The following is a 15,347-nucleotide window of genomic DNA, read 5'->3' on the forward strand; positions in this document are numbered from 1 at the left end:
AACACTTTCTTTTGTTTATCCGAAAAACATAGCTGCAAAAGTACAAAAATTATGCTGATTAGCTGTATTTATAGTATTTTTGCACCCTTTTGTACCTGTATATGAAGATATTCGACCTTAAAAAAGAGCTTAACACCTTTATCCTGGAGCAACGAAAAAAAGACCGCACCATTGGTCTCGTACCCACCATGGGGGCGCTTCACACAGGTCATATCTCTCTGGTAAAAAAAGCCCTTTCGGAAAATGATGTGGTCGTTGTCAGCATCTTTGTGAACCCCACACAATTTGATAAAAAAGAAGATCTTGAAAAATATCCACGCACTTTTGAGCGGGATATAGCGCTTTTGGACCAAGTATCGGACAATATCGTGGTTTTTGCACCCACTGTTGATGAGATTTATGGAGGAAAAATCATATCCGAAACCTATGAGTTCGATGGTTTGGACAAGGTAATGGAAGGAGAATTTAGAGCCGGGCATTTTGATGGTGTTGGAACCATTGTGGAGCTTTTATTGAGAACCGTGGCTCCCGACAGGGCCTATTTCGGCGAAAAAGATTTTCAGCAATTGCAGATTATCCGAAAAATGGCCGAAATCAAAGATTTGCCTTTTGACATTATCGGCTGCCCCATTGAAAGAGAACCGAACGGCCTTGCTATGAGCTCCCGTAACGAAAGACTATCAAAAGAAACGCGCGAAGAAGCTGGTTTCATCCATAAAACCCTACTAGCTGCCAAAGCCGAATTTGGCATGAAAAGTGCTACTAATATAAAGGATTGGGTAAAATCCGAATTTGAACAACATCCTTTGTTTGATCTGGAATATTTTGAAATCGCGGACGAGAACACATTGACCCCCGCTTTTAAAATTCAGGACAACCAAAAATATAGGGCGTTTATAGCCGTTTACGCAGACGGCGTGCGCTTAATTGATAATCTAAGATTGAATTGATAATTTTGCACCATGCAAGTAGAAGTCGTAAAATCTAAAATTCACCGAGTAAAAGTTACCGGGGCAGACCTCAATTATATAGGCAGCATCACCATAGACGAAGATCTTATGGACGCTGCCAATATCATCAGGGGCGAAAAAGTGCAGATCGTGAACAACAACAACGGTGAGCGATTGGAAACTTATGCCATTCCAGGCCCTAGAAATTCTGGAGAGCTGACCCTGAACGGTGCCGCTGCCAGAAAAGTGGCCGTCGGAGACGTATTGATCCTAATTACCTACGCTTGGATGGATATCGAAGAGGCAAAAACATTTAATCCAGCATTGGTGTTCCCCCACGAGGAAACCAATCTACTAAAATAAATTTTGGGCAAATCCCTAAAAAAATTCCTTAAGATATTTGTGCCCATTGCCGTTGGGCTGTTTTTGGTTTGGTACTCCTACAACTCCACCACACCGGAAGAACGAAAACAAATCATCCATTATATTTCCAATGCAAGCCCGTTTTGGGTGGCCATTTCCGTAATCATTGGCATATTGAGCCATATTTCAAGGGCTGTACGCTGGAAATATCTTTTGGAGCCACTAGGATATCGACCAAAAACCGTCAACACCATATTCATTGTTCTTATTTCCTATTTTGCCAATTTGGGAATACCGCGTTCTGGCGAAATATTAAGGGCAACGGCCCTTACCACTTACGAAAAAGTTCCGTTTGAAAAAGGATTTGGGACCATCGTCACCGAAAGGGTCATAGACCTTTTGATGCTTCTGGCCATCATCATGATCACCTTGGTGCTTCAAACCGACTTCATCCTCGGATTTCTCGAAGAAAGAGGCGTAAACATTATCGGTGCCATCGGAATATTGCTTTTTGGCATTGTCGGACTCTTTCTGGGGTCTTACATTATCCGTAAATCCAAATCGCCTTTGGCCATCAAACTCAAGGTATTCCTAAATGGTTTAAAAGAAGGCGTACTCAGCCTTTTCAAAATGAAGAACAAGTGGCCGTTTATCTTCCACACAATATTTATCTGGGTAGCCTATTTTGGTATGTTCTGGGTCATAAAATATACCGTGGAAGAAACCATCCCGCTATCCTTGGGCCAACTGTTGGTTGCCTTTGTGGCCGGTGCCTTTGCCATGTCCACCACCAATGGCGGAATTGGCCTGTACCCTATCGCGGTAAGTGCAGCATTGGGCATTTATGGCATCAGCTCCGTTTCAGGTGACGCATTTGGTTGGATCATGTGGATCGCACAGACATTGATGGTCGTGGTTTTCGGTACAATATCCTTCCTAGTATTACCGTTATTGAATAGAAATCGGTAAGCACCGACCACCTAAATCTTAACCAATGAAAAAATGTCTATTTCTACTGATAGGCTTTACTTGCTTGAACCTGAGCGCTCAAGTAAAAAAGGAAATCTTCGAATCCTTTAAACTGCAGGAACGCCGGGATGTTTCCTACTATTTTCCCGAAGATTACTCCGAAGAAAAATTGTACCCATTGATCGTGGTCTTGGATGCCGAACACCTGTTTGACCTAGTAGTCGCCAATGTAAAATTCCAGAGCCGGTTCGATCGCATGCCCGAAGCCATCGTTGTGGGAGTTGATCAATTAAAAAATAACCTAAGGCTGGAAGATTGTGACTTTGATGAAGTTTCCGGTCTGCCTACGGAAAAAGGCAAAATGTTCTACGAGTTTTTGGGAACCGAACTTATTCCCTACTTAGCCACCACTTACAACATTGCACCTTTCAAAATGTTTGTTGGATACGATATTACGGCTAATTTTGGAAACTACTTTTTATTCAAAGAACAATCCTTCTTTAATTCATATATCAGTATTTCGCCTGTTTTGGCAACCGAAATGGAAAGCAGGGTGCCGGCCCGTCTGTCCGAACTGGACCAGGTTATCTTCTATAATTTGATTGTGGAAAAACAACCCACCGATGATAGGCAACGTATCCTTCAAATGAACGCAAGCATCAAATCCATTACCAAAGAATCCCTGCATTACTTTTTTGATGAATATGAAAATGCCGACCACACTTCCATTGCCGCCTACGGGATAAGCAAAGCTTTTGATAATGTTTTTAGGATTTACCGCCCCATTACCCCTGCAGAATATAAATCCGATATTTTGACATCCGAAGAGCCCGTTTTCAATTATTTGGAGAATCGCTACCAAACCATAGAAGACCTGTTCGGCTTTGAAAAACCCGTGGAACTCAACGATATTATGGCCATTTATGCCGCTTGCCTCAAAAAAGAAGACTACGAGTCCCTACAACCTTTGGCAGACCTCTGCAAAAAGGAATTCCCGGAGACCATGATGGGTTTTTATTTTGAAGCGGAATACTACGAGTTTATCGGAGAACCCAAAAAAGCATTCAAAACTTTTGAAAAAGCCTTCCAAATGGAAGAAATCGACTTTTTGACCAAGGATTTGGCCCTCGAAAAAATTGATGCGCTCAAGGCAGATTTCGGATACTAGAACCTTGGATTGTTGGATTGATTCGATGTTTGGATTGACTTGACTAAAATCTATCCGTCCAAAATTCCAACAATCTAAAAATCCCTCCACGTAAATCCATATCTTTAGGCCCCTCATTTAGTTTGAATGGCCAAGACCAAAACAGCATTTTTTTGTCAAAACTGTGGAACCCAATTCCCCAAGTGGATAGGGCAATGTTCCTCCTGCAAGGAATGGAACACCATTGTGGAAGAAGTTGTCCAAAAAGAGGATAAAAAAAGTTGGAAAACCGATAAGGTTGCAAAACAAGCCAACAAACCGCTACGTGTTTCCGAGATTACCCAAGAGAAAGAACTCCGTTTGGACACCAAAGACCAAGAGTTCAACCGCGTATTGGGCGGTGGGTTGGTACCAGGTTCGCTTACTTTGCTGGGCGGGGAACCGGGCATCGGAAAAAGTACCTTGCTGCTTCAGATTGCCCTCAAATTGCCCTACAAAATTCTTTATGTTTCGGGCGAGGAAAGTCAACGGCAGATAAAAATGCGGGCAGACCGCATTCAGCCCAATAGCGAAAATTGCTACATCCTTACTGAGACAAAAACACAAAATATTTTTCAGCAGATTGCTACCATTGAACCGGATTTGGTAGTCATCGATTCCATTCAGACACTACATACCGATTATATTGAATCTGCCGCGGGCAGCATTTCCCAAATACGCGAATGCACCGCAGAACTCATCAAATTTGCGAAAGAAAGTCACACCCCTGTCATTCTTGTGGGACACATTACTAAGGACGGCACCATCGCAGGCCCCAAGATTTTGGAACATATGGTGGATACCGTTCTCCAATTTGAAGGCGACCGCAATTATGTGTACCGAATCCTTCGATCCCTCAAAAATCGTTTTGGCTCAACCGCCGAACTGGGCATCTACGAAATGCAGGGCAGTGGACTTCGTGAAGTGAACAATCCTTCCGAAGTATTGATTTCAAAGAACGATGAAGACCTCAGCGGTACGGCCATCGCCGCAACCGTAGAAGGTATGCGTCCCTTGTTGATTGAGATTCAAGCTTTGGTGAGCACCGCCGTTTATGGCACGCCACAACGTTCCGCCACAGGATTCAATGCCAAAAGGTTGAATATGCTCTTGGCCGTTCTGGAAAAACGTGCAGGTTTCAAGCTGGCCGCCAAAGATGTTTTCTTGAATATTACTGGTGGGATTTCCGTGGACGATCCGGCCATAGATTTGGCGGTTATGGCTGCTATTCTATCCAGCAACTCGGATATCGCCATAGAAAAAGGCATTTGTTTTGCCGCAGAAGTCGGGCTGGCAGGAGAAATCAGGCCTGTGCAACGCGTAGACCAACGCATTCTTGAAGCCGAAAAACTGGGCTTCTCCAAAATCTTTGTTTCCAAAAATAACAAGATTGGACTAAAACAGTCTGGTATCCAGATTCAAAAAGTCTCCAAGATTGAAGATGTAGTTACCCATCTCTTTGGTTAACCTCAATCTAGTTTATCCGATAAATATTTTGGAAGCAATGACTTGGCCATATTTCGTTTGTTCTTGTAACTGTTTTTTTCCTTTGAAGTATCCATGTGGTAAACAAGGTTTTCATGTAGGTAGAACATGAGTAATCTATTAAAATCATCCAAGGTTTGGTCATCAATCATATGGTATAGTTCATCCTCAAACTCATTCGCATCCTTGCTTTCGGAAATAGCTCTGCCCAACCTTCCTATATTGCCAAAGTAATGCCCTTCAGCCGTATTACTGGCCCTAAGTGCAATCCCTAACAACAGTTCCTTCACTTCAATATCCAACTCCTCCAATTCTCTGATATAAGTTTTTCTTGCTTCCCACGCCCAGCTACCATCGGAAACCCTGCTTACATTATCGTTGAGGACATTTAGGTGAGACCTGAGAAATATATCCCAATTGACAGATTCCCCTGCCAACTGGGCTATGTTCATTGCGTGGATTCGTGGGCTATCGTCCATACTGCATTGCCCCACAACAATTCGGTTTCTTTTAAGGGTGAGCGATTTTGATGGTGATAGATAGTGTGCCACATAATATTCAAATCCATCCGTGGAACTTTGGTTTTTCAATGCCTCATCATAAGCCCTGTTCAACAATCTTTTAAATTTTGGCTTTTTGGATAGCTCCAATTTCACAAAACCTTTTTTTGCCCTTTCCCAACGCTGTAAACTATCATACCTGGCCATGGTTTCTTCTTGCGACATATTTTCATCATATTCCAATTCGGGTTGCTTTACTACATATTCATCAGTAATAAAGTTCATGAATTTTTCTTGTTGAATCCGTGTAGAATCATTTTCTGAATACCATCTCATTCTTGATGCATTGGCAGTGAAAATTTGGCTAGTCGTATCGATAAGGCATTCCGAATATTGTATCATTCTGGAATATCTTTTGGGTATTTTGAAAGTTTCGAAAGGTCTTTCCAAATAGACTAACCATGTCCTTTTCCCTCTATTTGACCATACCCAATTCTTTGAGTGGGATTTAGGCCATTCAGCCAATGCTATTTCCAAACTTGAACCATCGGGCCTCTCGCTGATGCTCACCATTTGTTTTTCATTGTAATCTACATAGTCATACTTTGACAAAAGCACTAAATCATCTTTTTCAAAATCATATGAATATTTTTTCTCAAAGTCCTTGAGAGAAATATTGGCTTTCAAATCCTTGGCTAAGACACCCCAATCAACCTCCGCCATATTAAATATCTTTCCTTTTGTCTGTTCTGTAGAGTAAAATTGTTTGTCATAGTCGCAAACTCTAAATTCTTGATTCTTTTGCCCTACCATACCTTTTAATTTCTCCATCGCTCTTGGCGAATAGATTAACCCATTTTCGTAAGTTGGAAATTCTTGTGCACTTAGGTTTAAACAAATACCTAAACAAATAATAAGACCGAACTTTTTCATAATTACCAGGTTTAGTTTCCTAAGTTTAAGAGTTACTCCTTTCTGTTTCAATTCAGAATGAGCGAATGCCGTGTTTGAATGAGTAAACCTTCCAATACCTGTTCCGGATAATTCATTTATATTTAAAAAACATTCAAACCGCACATGAAAAGATATTTTCTCATCATCTCCCTCTCTATTCTCATTTCCTGTAACGATTCAAATCCAACTAATACAGACAAGGCCTATTTCACCACATGGGAACATTATTTGGGCGACCCCGAACGAACACATTTCTCCAACCTTGACCAAATTGACACCACGAATGTTTCGCAATTAAAATTGGCCTGGAGCTATAAAAGCGGAGGACTGCAAGAAGGAAGGACCACCCAGATACAGACCAGCCCATTAGTTGTGGATGGAGTGCTATATGGTGTGAACGCGGCCGTTGAGTTGTTCGCTATTGATGCAGCAACGGGAAAAGAACTCTGGACTTTCACACCTCCTATAAGGGATGAATCTGGGCTTGGGCTTAACCGAGGCTTGAATTATTGGGAATCAGATGGCACAGCTCCCAGTCGCATCTTTTTCTCATCGGGTCCAAAATTGTATGCCATCAAACTTGAAACGGGCCAACCCATTTCAAGTTTTGGCGATAACGGCAGTATAGACCTTAGGAAAGGCTTGGACAGAGACCCGAGCAAATTGTCCGTGGTCTCCAATACACCGGGGGCGGTTTATAAAAACATTTTGATTCAGGGCACCCGAGTGGGCGAAGGACCTGGCTCTTCTCCGGGACACATTCGCGCCTACGATGTGCTCACTGGTGAAATTTTATGGACATTCCACACTATTCCTCAACCCGGTGAGTTTGGCTACGATACGTGGCCTGCCGAGGCATACAAAAAGGTTGGTGGCGCTAATAGCTGGCCCGGCATGGCATTGGATAACGACCAAGGCATTGTCTACATTCCCACCGGTTCAGCAGCGTTTGATTGGTACGGGGGCGACCGCGAAGGGTCCAACCTCTTTGCCAATTCCCTATTGGCACTCAACGCAAACACAGGTGAGCGGATTTGGCATTTTCAAATGGTGCACCACGATATTTGGGACCGCGATTTGCCCGCACCACCCAATTTAGTTGACATTGTTAGGGACGGAGAGACCATCCCTGCCGTTGCTCAGGTTACTAAAAGTGGTCATGTATTTGTGTTCAACAGAATCACGGGAGAACCTCTGTTCCCTGTCGAGGAAAAAGCCTATCCAAGCTCCACGTTACTTGGAGAAAAAGCATTTGAAACACAACCTTTACCGTTAAAACCAGCGCCATTTGCACGACAGATTTTAACAGAAGAGGATTTATATGCCCCAAACCGGACTGCCTTTGTGGATGATTTGGTGCCAGGCAACGAAACCGATAAGGCACCAACCGTGCTTGAAAAATTCAATTCCATTACATCACAAGGGCAGTTTACACCCATGGATACCACCGGAGTGATTCTGTTTCCGGGTGCCGATGGTGGTGCCGAATGGGGAGGGGCTGCACTTGACCCACGAGATGGGATCATGTACGTTAACGCCAACGAAATGGCATGGATTATTAAAATGAAAGAAATTGACAGCGATGCAGAAGGCTCAAGTGTTGGCCAAAGTTTGGCACAAATCCATTGTGCTAGGTGCCATGGTGGCGATTTACAGGGTTTGAACGGAATACCAGAGCTTCAAAATGTGAAGCTAAGGTTGGAAATCGACTCCATAAAAAGCATTATCCAAAAAGGGCGTGGTGCCATGCCCGGAATGCCAAATCTTTCCAAAGAAGAAACCAATGCCATAACCGACTTTTTGATGGATATCGAAGAAGTTAAAGATCATAGGTTAGAGAAAACAACAATCGATGTTCCCTATTCAATTTCGAGCTTTGCAAGGTTTAAGGACGACCGGGGTTATCCTGTTGTAAAACCGCCATGGGGAACTTTGAATGCCATCGACCTCAACACAGGAGAATATCTTTGGACTGTTCCCTTCGGGCACGAGGAAAGTTTGAACGACCCCAATATTCCTGTATCCGGACTTGAAAATTATGGTGGGCCCGTTGTCACCAAAGGTGGCGTGCTCTTTATTGCTGCAACGAAAGATGAAAAAATTCGTGCGTTCAACATGAAAACGGGCAAACAACTTTGGGCGGACCAACTCCCGGCAGGCGGCTATGCCACACCCATCACTTACCAAGTTAATGGCAAACAATACGTGGTAATTTCCTGCGGTGGTGGTAAAATGGGAACTGCCCCAGGTGATGAATACCGTGCCTACGCCTTGGAATAATTATGGCGCCGGATTCGGAATGGCATTGTGGATTTCCTCAATACCTTCCAAAACTTCATCGGAAAGGTCCACATCTATACTCCCAATATTTTCCTTGAGCTGCTCCATACTGGTCGCCCCGATGATATTACTGGTCAAAAAAGGACGGGTATTCACAAAGGCCAAGGCCATTTGTGCCATGCTCAAACCATGCTCTTTTGCCAATTGGGCGTATTGTTCAGTTGCTGCTACAGCGTTATCGTTGCTATACCGATCATAATTTGGGAACAAGGTCACCCTCGCCTTTCTCGGAGGAATCTCGGTAAGGTATTTTCCACTCAATACTCCAAAACCAAGTGGAGAATAGGCCAAAAGACCGATCTGTTCCCGCATGGAAATCTCGGAAAGCCCCACTTCGAAAAGTCGGTTCAAAAGATTGTACGGATTTTGGATGGTCAGCATTCTTGGCAAAGATTGGTGCACCTTGCTTTCTTCCAAAAAACGCATAGTGCCCCAAGGGGTCTCATTGGACAGTCCTACATGACGAATCTTGCCATCGGCGATCAAATCACGTAGTGTTTCCAATACTTGGTGAATATTGTCGTCCCAAACATCGATTGCGTGGGCATTGTACCCGCGTTGCCCAAAAAAATTAGTGTTACGTTCAGGCCAGTGGAGTTGGTACAGGTCAATATAATCCGTTTGCAACCGACTTAAACTGCCTTCCACAGCATTTATAATGGCCTCCTTGCTAAAACCTGTGCTCCGTATATGTTTTCCTGCGTAACCCGGTCCGGCAATCTTGGAGCCGAGCACCACCTTGTCCCTATTTCCGGTTTTTTTGAACCAGTTTCCGATAAGTTCCTCGGTCACCGCATAGAGCTCCTTTTTGGCAGGAACAGGGTACAGTTCTGCCGTATCAAAGAAATTTACGCCTTGATCAAGAGCATAATCCATTTGCTCATGGGCCTCATCCTCATTGTTCTGTCGACCCCAGGTCATGGTTCCCAGACAAATTTTACTGATTCGGATATCGGTATGCGGTATTCTGGTGTATCTCATCTTTTACAATTTAGGACGCCTAAAGGTACTGAAACAAAATTATCGGTCTTTAACCACAATGTTACTTTTCCACCTCCAGCAGGATAGGACAATGGTCGCTATGTTTTGCTTCGGATAAAATTACCGAACGCTTTAACCTGTCCTTTAACGGCTCTGCAACCATACCATAATCCAAACGCCAACCCTTGTTATTGGCCCTTGCATTGGCACGGTAACTCCACCACGTATAATTGTCCGGTTCTTTGTTGAAATGCCTAAAACTATCAATAAAGCCACTATCAATAAAGTTTCCTATCCATTCCCGTTCCACCGGCAAGAATCCAGAAACGTTCTTGTTACGGACGGGATCATGGATATCAATGGCTTCGTGACAAATATTATAATCACCACAAACAATCAGGTTGGGGCGTTCCTTTCTCAGTTCATCGGCATATTTTTGAAAATCGGCCATATACATCAATTTGTGATCCAAACGGTCGATGTTGGTGCCAGAAGGAAGATACATGCTCATGATGGAAAGGTCGCCATAATCGGCCCTAATGTTCCTTCCCTCAAAATCCATGTAATCGATGCCCGTTCCAAATTCAACATGGTCAGGTTGTTCTTTGCAAAGCAATGCCACACCACTATACCCCTTTTTTTGGGCACTGAACCAATAGTGGTACGGATACCCGGCTTCATCAAAAAGTTGGGTGTCCACCTGTTCTTCCATGGCCTTGGTTTCCTGCAGACAGATGACATCCGGGGAAACTGTTTGTAGCCAATCCACGAAACCCTTGTTCATTGCGGCCCGGATTCCGTTAACATTGTATGATGCGATTTTCATGTGCTCAAATTTGTCCAAAAATAGGTATTGCAATCGGCTCGTTAAAATTGAATTTGTCAATGGATATATCAAGAAATAAAATAAACCGGTTTTTCTTGATATTTTCCAGTAATTTAGATCAAAATGCTATGCATGACCTCACTTGTATTAATTGACATCCAGCGTGGACTGCAGGAAACGGAATTTTACGGTACCGAACGAAACAATCCCAACGCGGAAGAAAATTGCGGTAAGTTGCTGGATTATTTTAGAAAAAGAAATTGGCCGGTTTTTCATGTAAAGCACAATTCCACAAATCTTAGCTCCCCTCTGTACCCCACCAAACTAGGAAATGATTTTCACCCTGCGGTACAACCACTGATATTCGAACCCATTTTTGAGAAAAATGTGAACAACGCGTTCATAGGGACCGGTCTGGAACAGGGTTTAAGGGCCAAGAACATTGACAAGCTGGTCGTTGTGGGCCTCACCATTGAGCATTGTGTTTCCACATCGGTGCGGATGGCATCCAATTTAGGTTTTGAGGTGATTCTGGTTTCGGATGCGACCGCTGCATTTGATAAATTGGGATTTGATGGCAGAAGGTATAGCGCCGAAGTGATTTTTCATACCGAATTGGCCAACTTAAAAGACGAATTTGCGACAATCAAGGATACCGAAACCTTGATGAACGAACTCGATAATCAAGATTAATGAATTACATTCAAAGAGCACTCCCCTTCCTTTTTCTGATTTTTTCAATCTTGGATACACTTTCGCAGGAAACCCAAAAAGATTCCATAACACAATTGGACGAAGTGGTACTGACCCAAGAGGCCATACCCAAGAAGGCAACGGGAATCACCCCTTCATCAAAAATAGCAGGACAGACTTTTGAACGTTTCAATCCGGTTGACATCCCCTCGGCCATCAATCAAATATCGGGAGTATATATTTTATCCGGCGCCATTAACACCAATCGCATCACCATTAGGGGAATCGGGGCCAGAACTCCCTACGGTACCAATAAGCTCCGTTTGTATTTTGACGGAATCCCGGTAACCAACGGAACAGGCGCCTCTACCATCGAGGCCTACGATTTTGAGAACCTGGGCGCTGTGGAGGTCATTAAAGGTCCTAAAGCCACTGGTTACGGCTCCAATCTCGGCGGGGCCATACTTTTGGAGACAAAGGCATCGGTCGCGGACAGGACACAGCTCATCAATTCCTTTACGATAGGATCGTACAACATGCTCAAGGACAACCTTGGTTTTTCCCATTCGGAAGATGGCCTGAACCTCATGTTGAACTACAATCATTTGGAAACGGATGGTTACCGACAGAACAGTCAGTTCAATCGTGATGGCCTTTTGCTCAGCACACAATTCCGAACGGGACAAAAAAGCAGCATGTCCCTTTTGATGAACTATATTGACTACACTGCCCATATTCCAAGTTCCATCAATCAAACGGATTTTATGGAAGACCCGACCAGAGCTGCGGGAAATTGGTTGGAATCCCAGGGATACGAAGCCAATAAATACATTTTAACCGGACTGTCCTACACCTATCGGTTTTCCGATGACTTGCAGAACACCAGCAGTATCTTTTATACCTATCTGGACCACTACGAACCACGACCTTTTAACATTCTGGATGAATTTACCAACGGATATGGCTTTAGAACCAGCTTCGTAGGCAACTGGAAAAAAATGGATTTTACCTTTGGTGCAGAGTTTTACAGGGATGAATACCACTGGGGCACTTTTGAAAACCTGTATGAGGACAATAATGGCAACGGAAGTTTACAAGGAGGACAGCTTTCGGACAATATGGAATTCCGGAGACAGTTCAATCTTTTTGGAACATTGACCTATCCCATAACAACAAAATTCTCGGCACAATTGGGCCTCAATTTGAACAAGACCCATTATGATTTTAGGGATTTGTTCAATGAAGGTGGGAACAATGCTTCCGCCAAACGTGATTTTGATGCCATTTTGCTCCCAAGTCTAGGGGTCAATTATCAATTCCGGGACGGAAGACTGCATGCAAACATCAGCAGGGGGTTTTCCAATCCAAGTCTGGAGGAAACATTGACTCCCGGAGGCATCATCAATCCAGATATTGCGCAGGAAACCGGAATAAACTACGAGATGGGCAGCGATTGGCTGTTGTTCCAAAAAAAGTTGTCGGCCCATATCACCGTGTACCGAATGAACGTAAAGAATCTGTTGGTGGCGCAGCGTGTTGGAGAGGACCAATATATTGGTAGAAATGCGGGAAAAACACGTCACCAAGGGTTGGAAATGGAACTACAATACAAAGCAAGAATGGCTCGGACCATCACTTTTGCCCCCTATATCAGTTACACACTGAACGACCACAGTTTCGTGGATTTTGTAGATGATGATAACGATTATTCCGGTAATCCGCTTACGGGTGTTCCAAAGCATCGACTGAGCTCGGGCATCGATTTTAGGCATTCCAGCGGCCTACAATTGAACTTGACTCATCAGTTTGTGGACGAAATTCCCATGACGGATGCTAATTCCATCAACAGTGATTCCTTTAACGTGTTCCATGCCAAGTTGGGGTTCCGAACATCGCTTTCATCCCATATCAGTCTAGGAATCAATGCCGGGGTCAACAATATTTTTGATACCAACTATGCGCAATCCATATTGATCAATGCTGTTGGATTCGGCGGTGCGCAGCCCAGATATTATTATCCGGGCAATGGACGCAATTATTTTGGAGGGCTGCAATTAAACTATGCTTTTTAAATGAATCCAAGAATACAAACTTTGCCGGTCACCATATTGGTCGGGAAAAAATCAATCACCTCGTTTGCCAACAACAATACCTTTGAACTATGGCAGGCCTTTTCTCCCCGTAAAAAAGAAATAAACCATGTTGCCAATAATGACAGCTATGCCGTAGAAATCTATCCCACCGCCACATTTTTTCAAGATTTTGACCCGACCCTTCAGTTTGAAAGATGGGCGGCCATGGCAGTTTCGAAAATTGAAGAAATACCCGAGGATATGGAAAGTTTGACCGTTCCCGAAGGATTGTATGCCGTTTTCCCGTACAAAGGAAAGCCAAGTGAAGCGATGAGGGCCTTCAAATACATATATGGCGAATGGCTACCGAATTCCGAATACGAAATGGATAGCAGGCCCTATTTTGCACTGATGGGAGACAAATACAAAGGGGAACATCCAGAATCGGAAGAAGAATTTTGGGTTCCTATCAAGAAAAAGTGAATCAATTTTAGGATTTTATAATAATGCTTCAGGATTGACACCTTCAATATAACCTCTTGGGTATAAGTGTTATATTTGATAGCATTGCTTTAACCGACCAAAACTACATCACTAATGAAAAAACCTCTTGCATTCAGTTTAGTATTTATTCTGATCTCAACAATCGCACTTGCCCAAAAGGACAAGAAAAAAATCATTGCGGACCTTGATGCCAAAAAAGACCATTACAAAGAAATTGCCAAAGAATTATGGACCAATCCCGAATTGGGGTATTTGGAAGAGAACAGTTCGGCCCTTCTTCAAAGCGAACTCGAAAAAGAAGGTTTCACCATTGAAAAAGGCGTAGCCGGAATTCCAACGGCCTTTACGGCAACCTATGGTTCCGGAAGCCCGGTAATCGGTGTCCTTGGAGAGTTCGACGCCCTACCTGGAATGTCCCAAGATGCCGTTCCTTTTAGAAAACCTAGAGTGGTTGGCGAGCCTGGGCAAGCTTGCGGTCACCATTTGTTCGGTACTGGTTCCATGGCTGCCGCCATTGCTGCCAAGAATTATTTAAAAGAATCCGGAAAATCAGGAACCATCCGTTTTTACGGAACACCCGCAGAAGAAGGAGGGTCTGGAAAAGTATATATGGTCCGAGCAGGTCTTTTTGATGATGTTGATGCAGTGGTTTCATGGCACGCTGGTGATAGAAACGCTTCCAATCCAAGTACCAATTTGGCCACCATTTCCGGTAAGTTCCGGTTTACCGGACAATCTTCACATGCCGCGATGGCCCCGGAATTGGGTCGCTCTGCCCTGGACGGTGTGGAAGGCATGAACGATTTGGTCAATATGCTTCGCGAGCATACCACCGAACCAACGCGCATCCATTATGTGATCACCAAAGGTGGGGATGCTCCCAATATTGTCCCCAAGGAAGCCGAGGTATATTATGTGATCCGGCACTCCAACCGAAAAGAGGTGAAGGCCGTTTGGGATAGGGTGGTAAAAGCTGCAGAAGGTGCCGCCATTGGTACAGAAACCGAAATGACCTATGAGATCATAGGCGGGACCTACGAAAAATTGCCCAACGAGCCCCTTTCAAAAATTATGCACGAGAACATGATGCTTGTGGGGGGAGTTGACTACACCCCTGAAGACCTTGAGTTTGCCAAGGAAATCCAGAAAACCTTGGGCGCCCCAAAACCCATAGAGAGTGCTGGGGAGATCCAGCCTATGGAATTTACCTATGGTAAAGCCTCTGCAGATACCGGAGATGTGAGCTGGAACACCCCGACGGCTGCGGTGAATACCGCCACTTGGGTTCCGGGAACACCTGCACATAGCTGGCAGGCCGTGGCCGCCGGAGGAACCGATATTGGTTTTAAGGGAATGATGGTGGCCGCCAAGACCATAGCCCTTTCCGCGATGGACCTGTTCAAAAATCCAAAGCTTTTGGAGGAGGTAAAAGCAGATTTCAATAAAAGAAGAGGCCCCGATTTTAAATACGAGGCATTGCTGGGTGATAGAAAGCCGGCATTGGACTACAGAAAAAATTAGACC

At 44.0% G+C, this 15,347-nt stretch carries 13 protein-coding genes; 10 read left to right on the top strand and 3 right to left on the bottom strand.

All coding sequences use genetic code 11. From position 1 onward, the window contains the following. The first annotated feature begins 101 nt into the window (after nucleotides 1-101). The 5 genes from panC (at nucleotide 102) to radA (ending at nucleotide 4,935) form a co-directional block, all read left to right on the top strand. Entirely contained in the window at nucleotides 102-950 is an 849-nt protein-coding gene (gene panC / locus SD449_RS11190) for a pantoate--beta-alanine ligase (RefSeq protein ID WP_318310665.1), read from the top strand. A gap of 12 nt (nucleotides 951-962) precedes the next feature. Further along, nucleotides 963-1,313 carry an aspartate 1-decarboxylase gene (gene panD, locus SD449_RS11195; RefSeq protein WP_318310666.1) on the top strand — a complete coding sequence of 117 codons (351 nt, stop codon included), beginning with the start codon at nucleotides 963-965 and terminating at the stop codon, nucleotides 1,311-1,313. A 3-nt stretch (nucleotides 1,314-1,316) separates the two neighbouring features. Then, nucleotides 1,317-2,282: a lysylphosphatidylglycerol synthase transmembrane domain-containing protein gene (locus SD449_RS11200; protein WP_318310667.1), complete on the top strand. Its 966-nt coding sequence runs from the start codon at nucleotides 1,317-1,319 to the stop codon at nucleotides 2,280-2,282. 25 nt (nucleotides 2,283-2,307) lie between these two features. Continuing rightward, entirely contained in the window at nucleotides 2,308-3,450 is a 1,143-nt protein-coding gene (locus SD449_RS11205) for an alpha/beta hydrolase (protein ID WP_318310668.1), read from the top strand. Between the two features lie 126 nt (nucleotides 3,451-3,576). After that, the gene (gene radA, locus SD449_RS11210; RefSeq protein ID WP_318310669.1) at nucleotides 3,577-4,935 is read left to right on the top strand and encodes a DNA repair protein RadA; all 1,359 of its coding nucleotides are present in this window, start codon (nucleotides 3,577-3,579) and stop codon (nucleotides 4,933-4,935) included. A 2-nt stretch (nucleotides 4,936-4,937) separates the two neighbouring features. Here radA and SD449_RS11215 read toward each other — a convergent pair whose 3' ends face one another. Continuing rightward, nucleotides 4,938-6,386, bottom strand: a complete 1,449-nt coding sequence (locus SD449_RS11215) for a hypothetical protein (RefSeq protein WP_318310670.1) — start codon at nucleotides 6,384-6,386, stop codon at nucleotides 4,938-4,940. 144 nt (nucleotides 6,387-6,530) lie between these two features. Here SD449_RS11215 and SD449_RS11220 point away from each other — a divergent pair, with 144 nt between their 5' ends. Next, complete coding sequence (locus SD449_RS11220; RefSeq protein WP_318310671.1) at nucleotides 6,531-8,687, top strand: outer membrane protein assembly factor BamB family protein; 2,157 nt, start codon at nucleotides 6,531-6,533, stop codon at nucleotides 8,685-8,687. Here SD449_RS11220 and SD449_RS11225 read toward each other — a convergent pair whose 3' ends face one another. Together SD449_RS11225 and SD449_RS11230 are read right to left on the bottom strand one after the other, a co-directional pair. Next, nucleotides 8,688-9,728, bottom strand: a complete 1,041-nt coding sequence (locus SD449_RS11225) for an aldo/keto reductase (protein ID WP_318310672.1) — start codon at nucleotides 9,726-9,728, stop codon at nucleotides 8,688-8,690. A 61-nt stretch (nucleotides 9,729-9,789) separates the two neighbouring features. After that, a complete protein-coding gene (locus SD449_RS11230) occupies nucleotides 9,790-10,554 on the bottom strand; it encodes an exodeoxyribonuclease III (protein WP_318310674.1) in 765 nt (254 codons plus the stop codon). Nucleotides 10,555-10,686: 132 nt separating this feature from the next. On the opposite strand from SD449_RS11230, the gene SD449_RS11235 reads away from it, so the two are divergent. The 4 genes from SD449_RS11235 to SD449_RS11250 all read left to right on the top strand — a co-directional run bounded on the left by SD449_RS11235 (nucleotide 10,687) and on the right by SD449_RS11250 (nucleotide 15,344). Next, complete coding sequence (locus SD449_RS11235; RefSeq protein WP_318310676.1) at nucleotides 10,687-11,247, top strand: cysteine hydrolase family protein; 561 nt, start codon at nucleotides 10,687-10,689, stop codon at nucleotides 11,245-11,247. Continuing rightward, nucleotides 11,247-13,319, top strand: coding sequence for a TonB-dependent receptor family protein (locus SD449_RS11240; RefSeq protein ID WP_318310678.1), 2,073 nt, complete (start codon nucleotides 11,247-11,249; stop codon nucleotides 13,317-13,319). The genes SD449_RS11235 and SD449_RS11240 overlap by 1 nt, the downstream gene beginning before the upstream one ends. After that, nucleotides 13,320-13,802, top strand: coding sequence for a GyrI-like domain-containing protein (locus SD449_RS11245; protein ID WP_318310679.1), 483 nt, complete (start codon nucleotides 13,320-13,322; stop codon nucleotides 13,800-13,802). A gap of 114 nt (nucleotides 13,803-13,916) precedes the next feature. Further along, complete coding sequence (locus SD449_RS11250; RefSeq protein ID WP_318310680.1) at nucleotides 13,917-15,344, top strand: amidohydrolase; 1,428 nt, start codon at nucleotides 13,917-13,919, stop codon at nucleotides 15,342-15,344. The last annotated feature ends 3 nt before the right edge of the window (nucleotides 15,345-15,347 follow it).

It is taken from the genome of Flagellimonas crocea, from assembly GCF_033441595.1.
GTDB lineage: Bacteria > Bacteroidota > Bacteroidia > Flavobacteriales > Flavobacteriaceae > Flagellimonas > Flagellimonas crocea.

What these genes read in the sequence shown, in the direction of transcription:
- panC (WP_318310665.1), top strand. Translation starts at nt 102, where the DNA reads ATGAAGATATTCGACCTTAAAAAAGAGCTTAACACCTTTATCCTGGAG.
- panD (WP_318310666.1), top strand. Translation starts at nt 963, where the DNA reads ATGCAAGTAGAAGTCGTAAAATCTAAAATTCACCGAGTAAAAGTTACC.
- SD449_RS11205 (WP_318310668.1), top strand. Translation starts at nt 2,308, where the DNA reads ATGAAAAAATGTCTATTTCTACTGATAGGCTTTACTTGCTTGAACCTG.
- radA (WP_318310669.1), top strand. Translation starts at nt 3,577, where the DNA reads ATGGCCAAGACCAAAACAGCATTTTTTTGTCAAAACTGTGGAACCCAA.
- SD449_RS11215 (WP_318310670.1), bottom strand. Translation starts at nt 6,386, where the DNA reads ATGAAAAAGTTCGGTCTTATTATTTGTTTAGGTATTTGTTTAAACCTA.
- SD449_RS11220 (WP_318310671.1), top strand. Translation starts at nt 6,531, where the DNA reads ATGAAAAGATATTTTCTCATCATCTCCCTCTCTATTCTCATTTCCTGT.
- SD449_RS11225 (WP_318310672.1), bottom strand. Translation starts at nt 9,728, where the DNA reads ATGAGATACACCAGAATACCGCATACCGATATCCGAATCAGTAAAATT.
- SD449_RS11230 (WP_318310674.1), bottom strand. Translation starts at nt 10,554, where the DNA reads ATGAAAATCGCATCATACAATGTTAACGGAATCCGGGCCGCAATGAAC.
- SD449_RS11235 (WP_318310676.1), top strand. Translation starts at nt 10,687, where the DNA reads ATGACCTCACTTGTATTAATTGACATCCAGCGTGGACTGCAGGAAACG.
- SD449_RS11240 (WP_318310678.1), top strand. Translation starts at nt 11,247, where the DNA reads ATGAATTACATTCAAAGAGCACTCCCCTTCCTTTTTCTGATTTTTTCA.
- SD449_RS11245 (WP_318310679.1), top strand. Translation starts at nt 13,320, where the DNA reads ATGAATCCAAGAATACAAACTTTGCCGGTCACCATATTGGTCGGGAAA.
- SD449_RS11250 (WP_318310680.1), top strand. Translation starts at nt 13,917, where the DNA reads ATGAAAAAACCTCTTGCATTCAGTTTAGTATTTATTCTGATCTCAACA.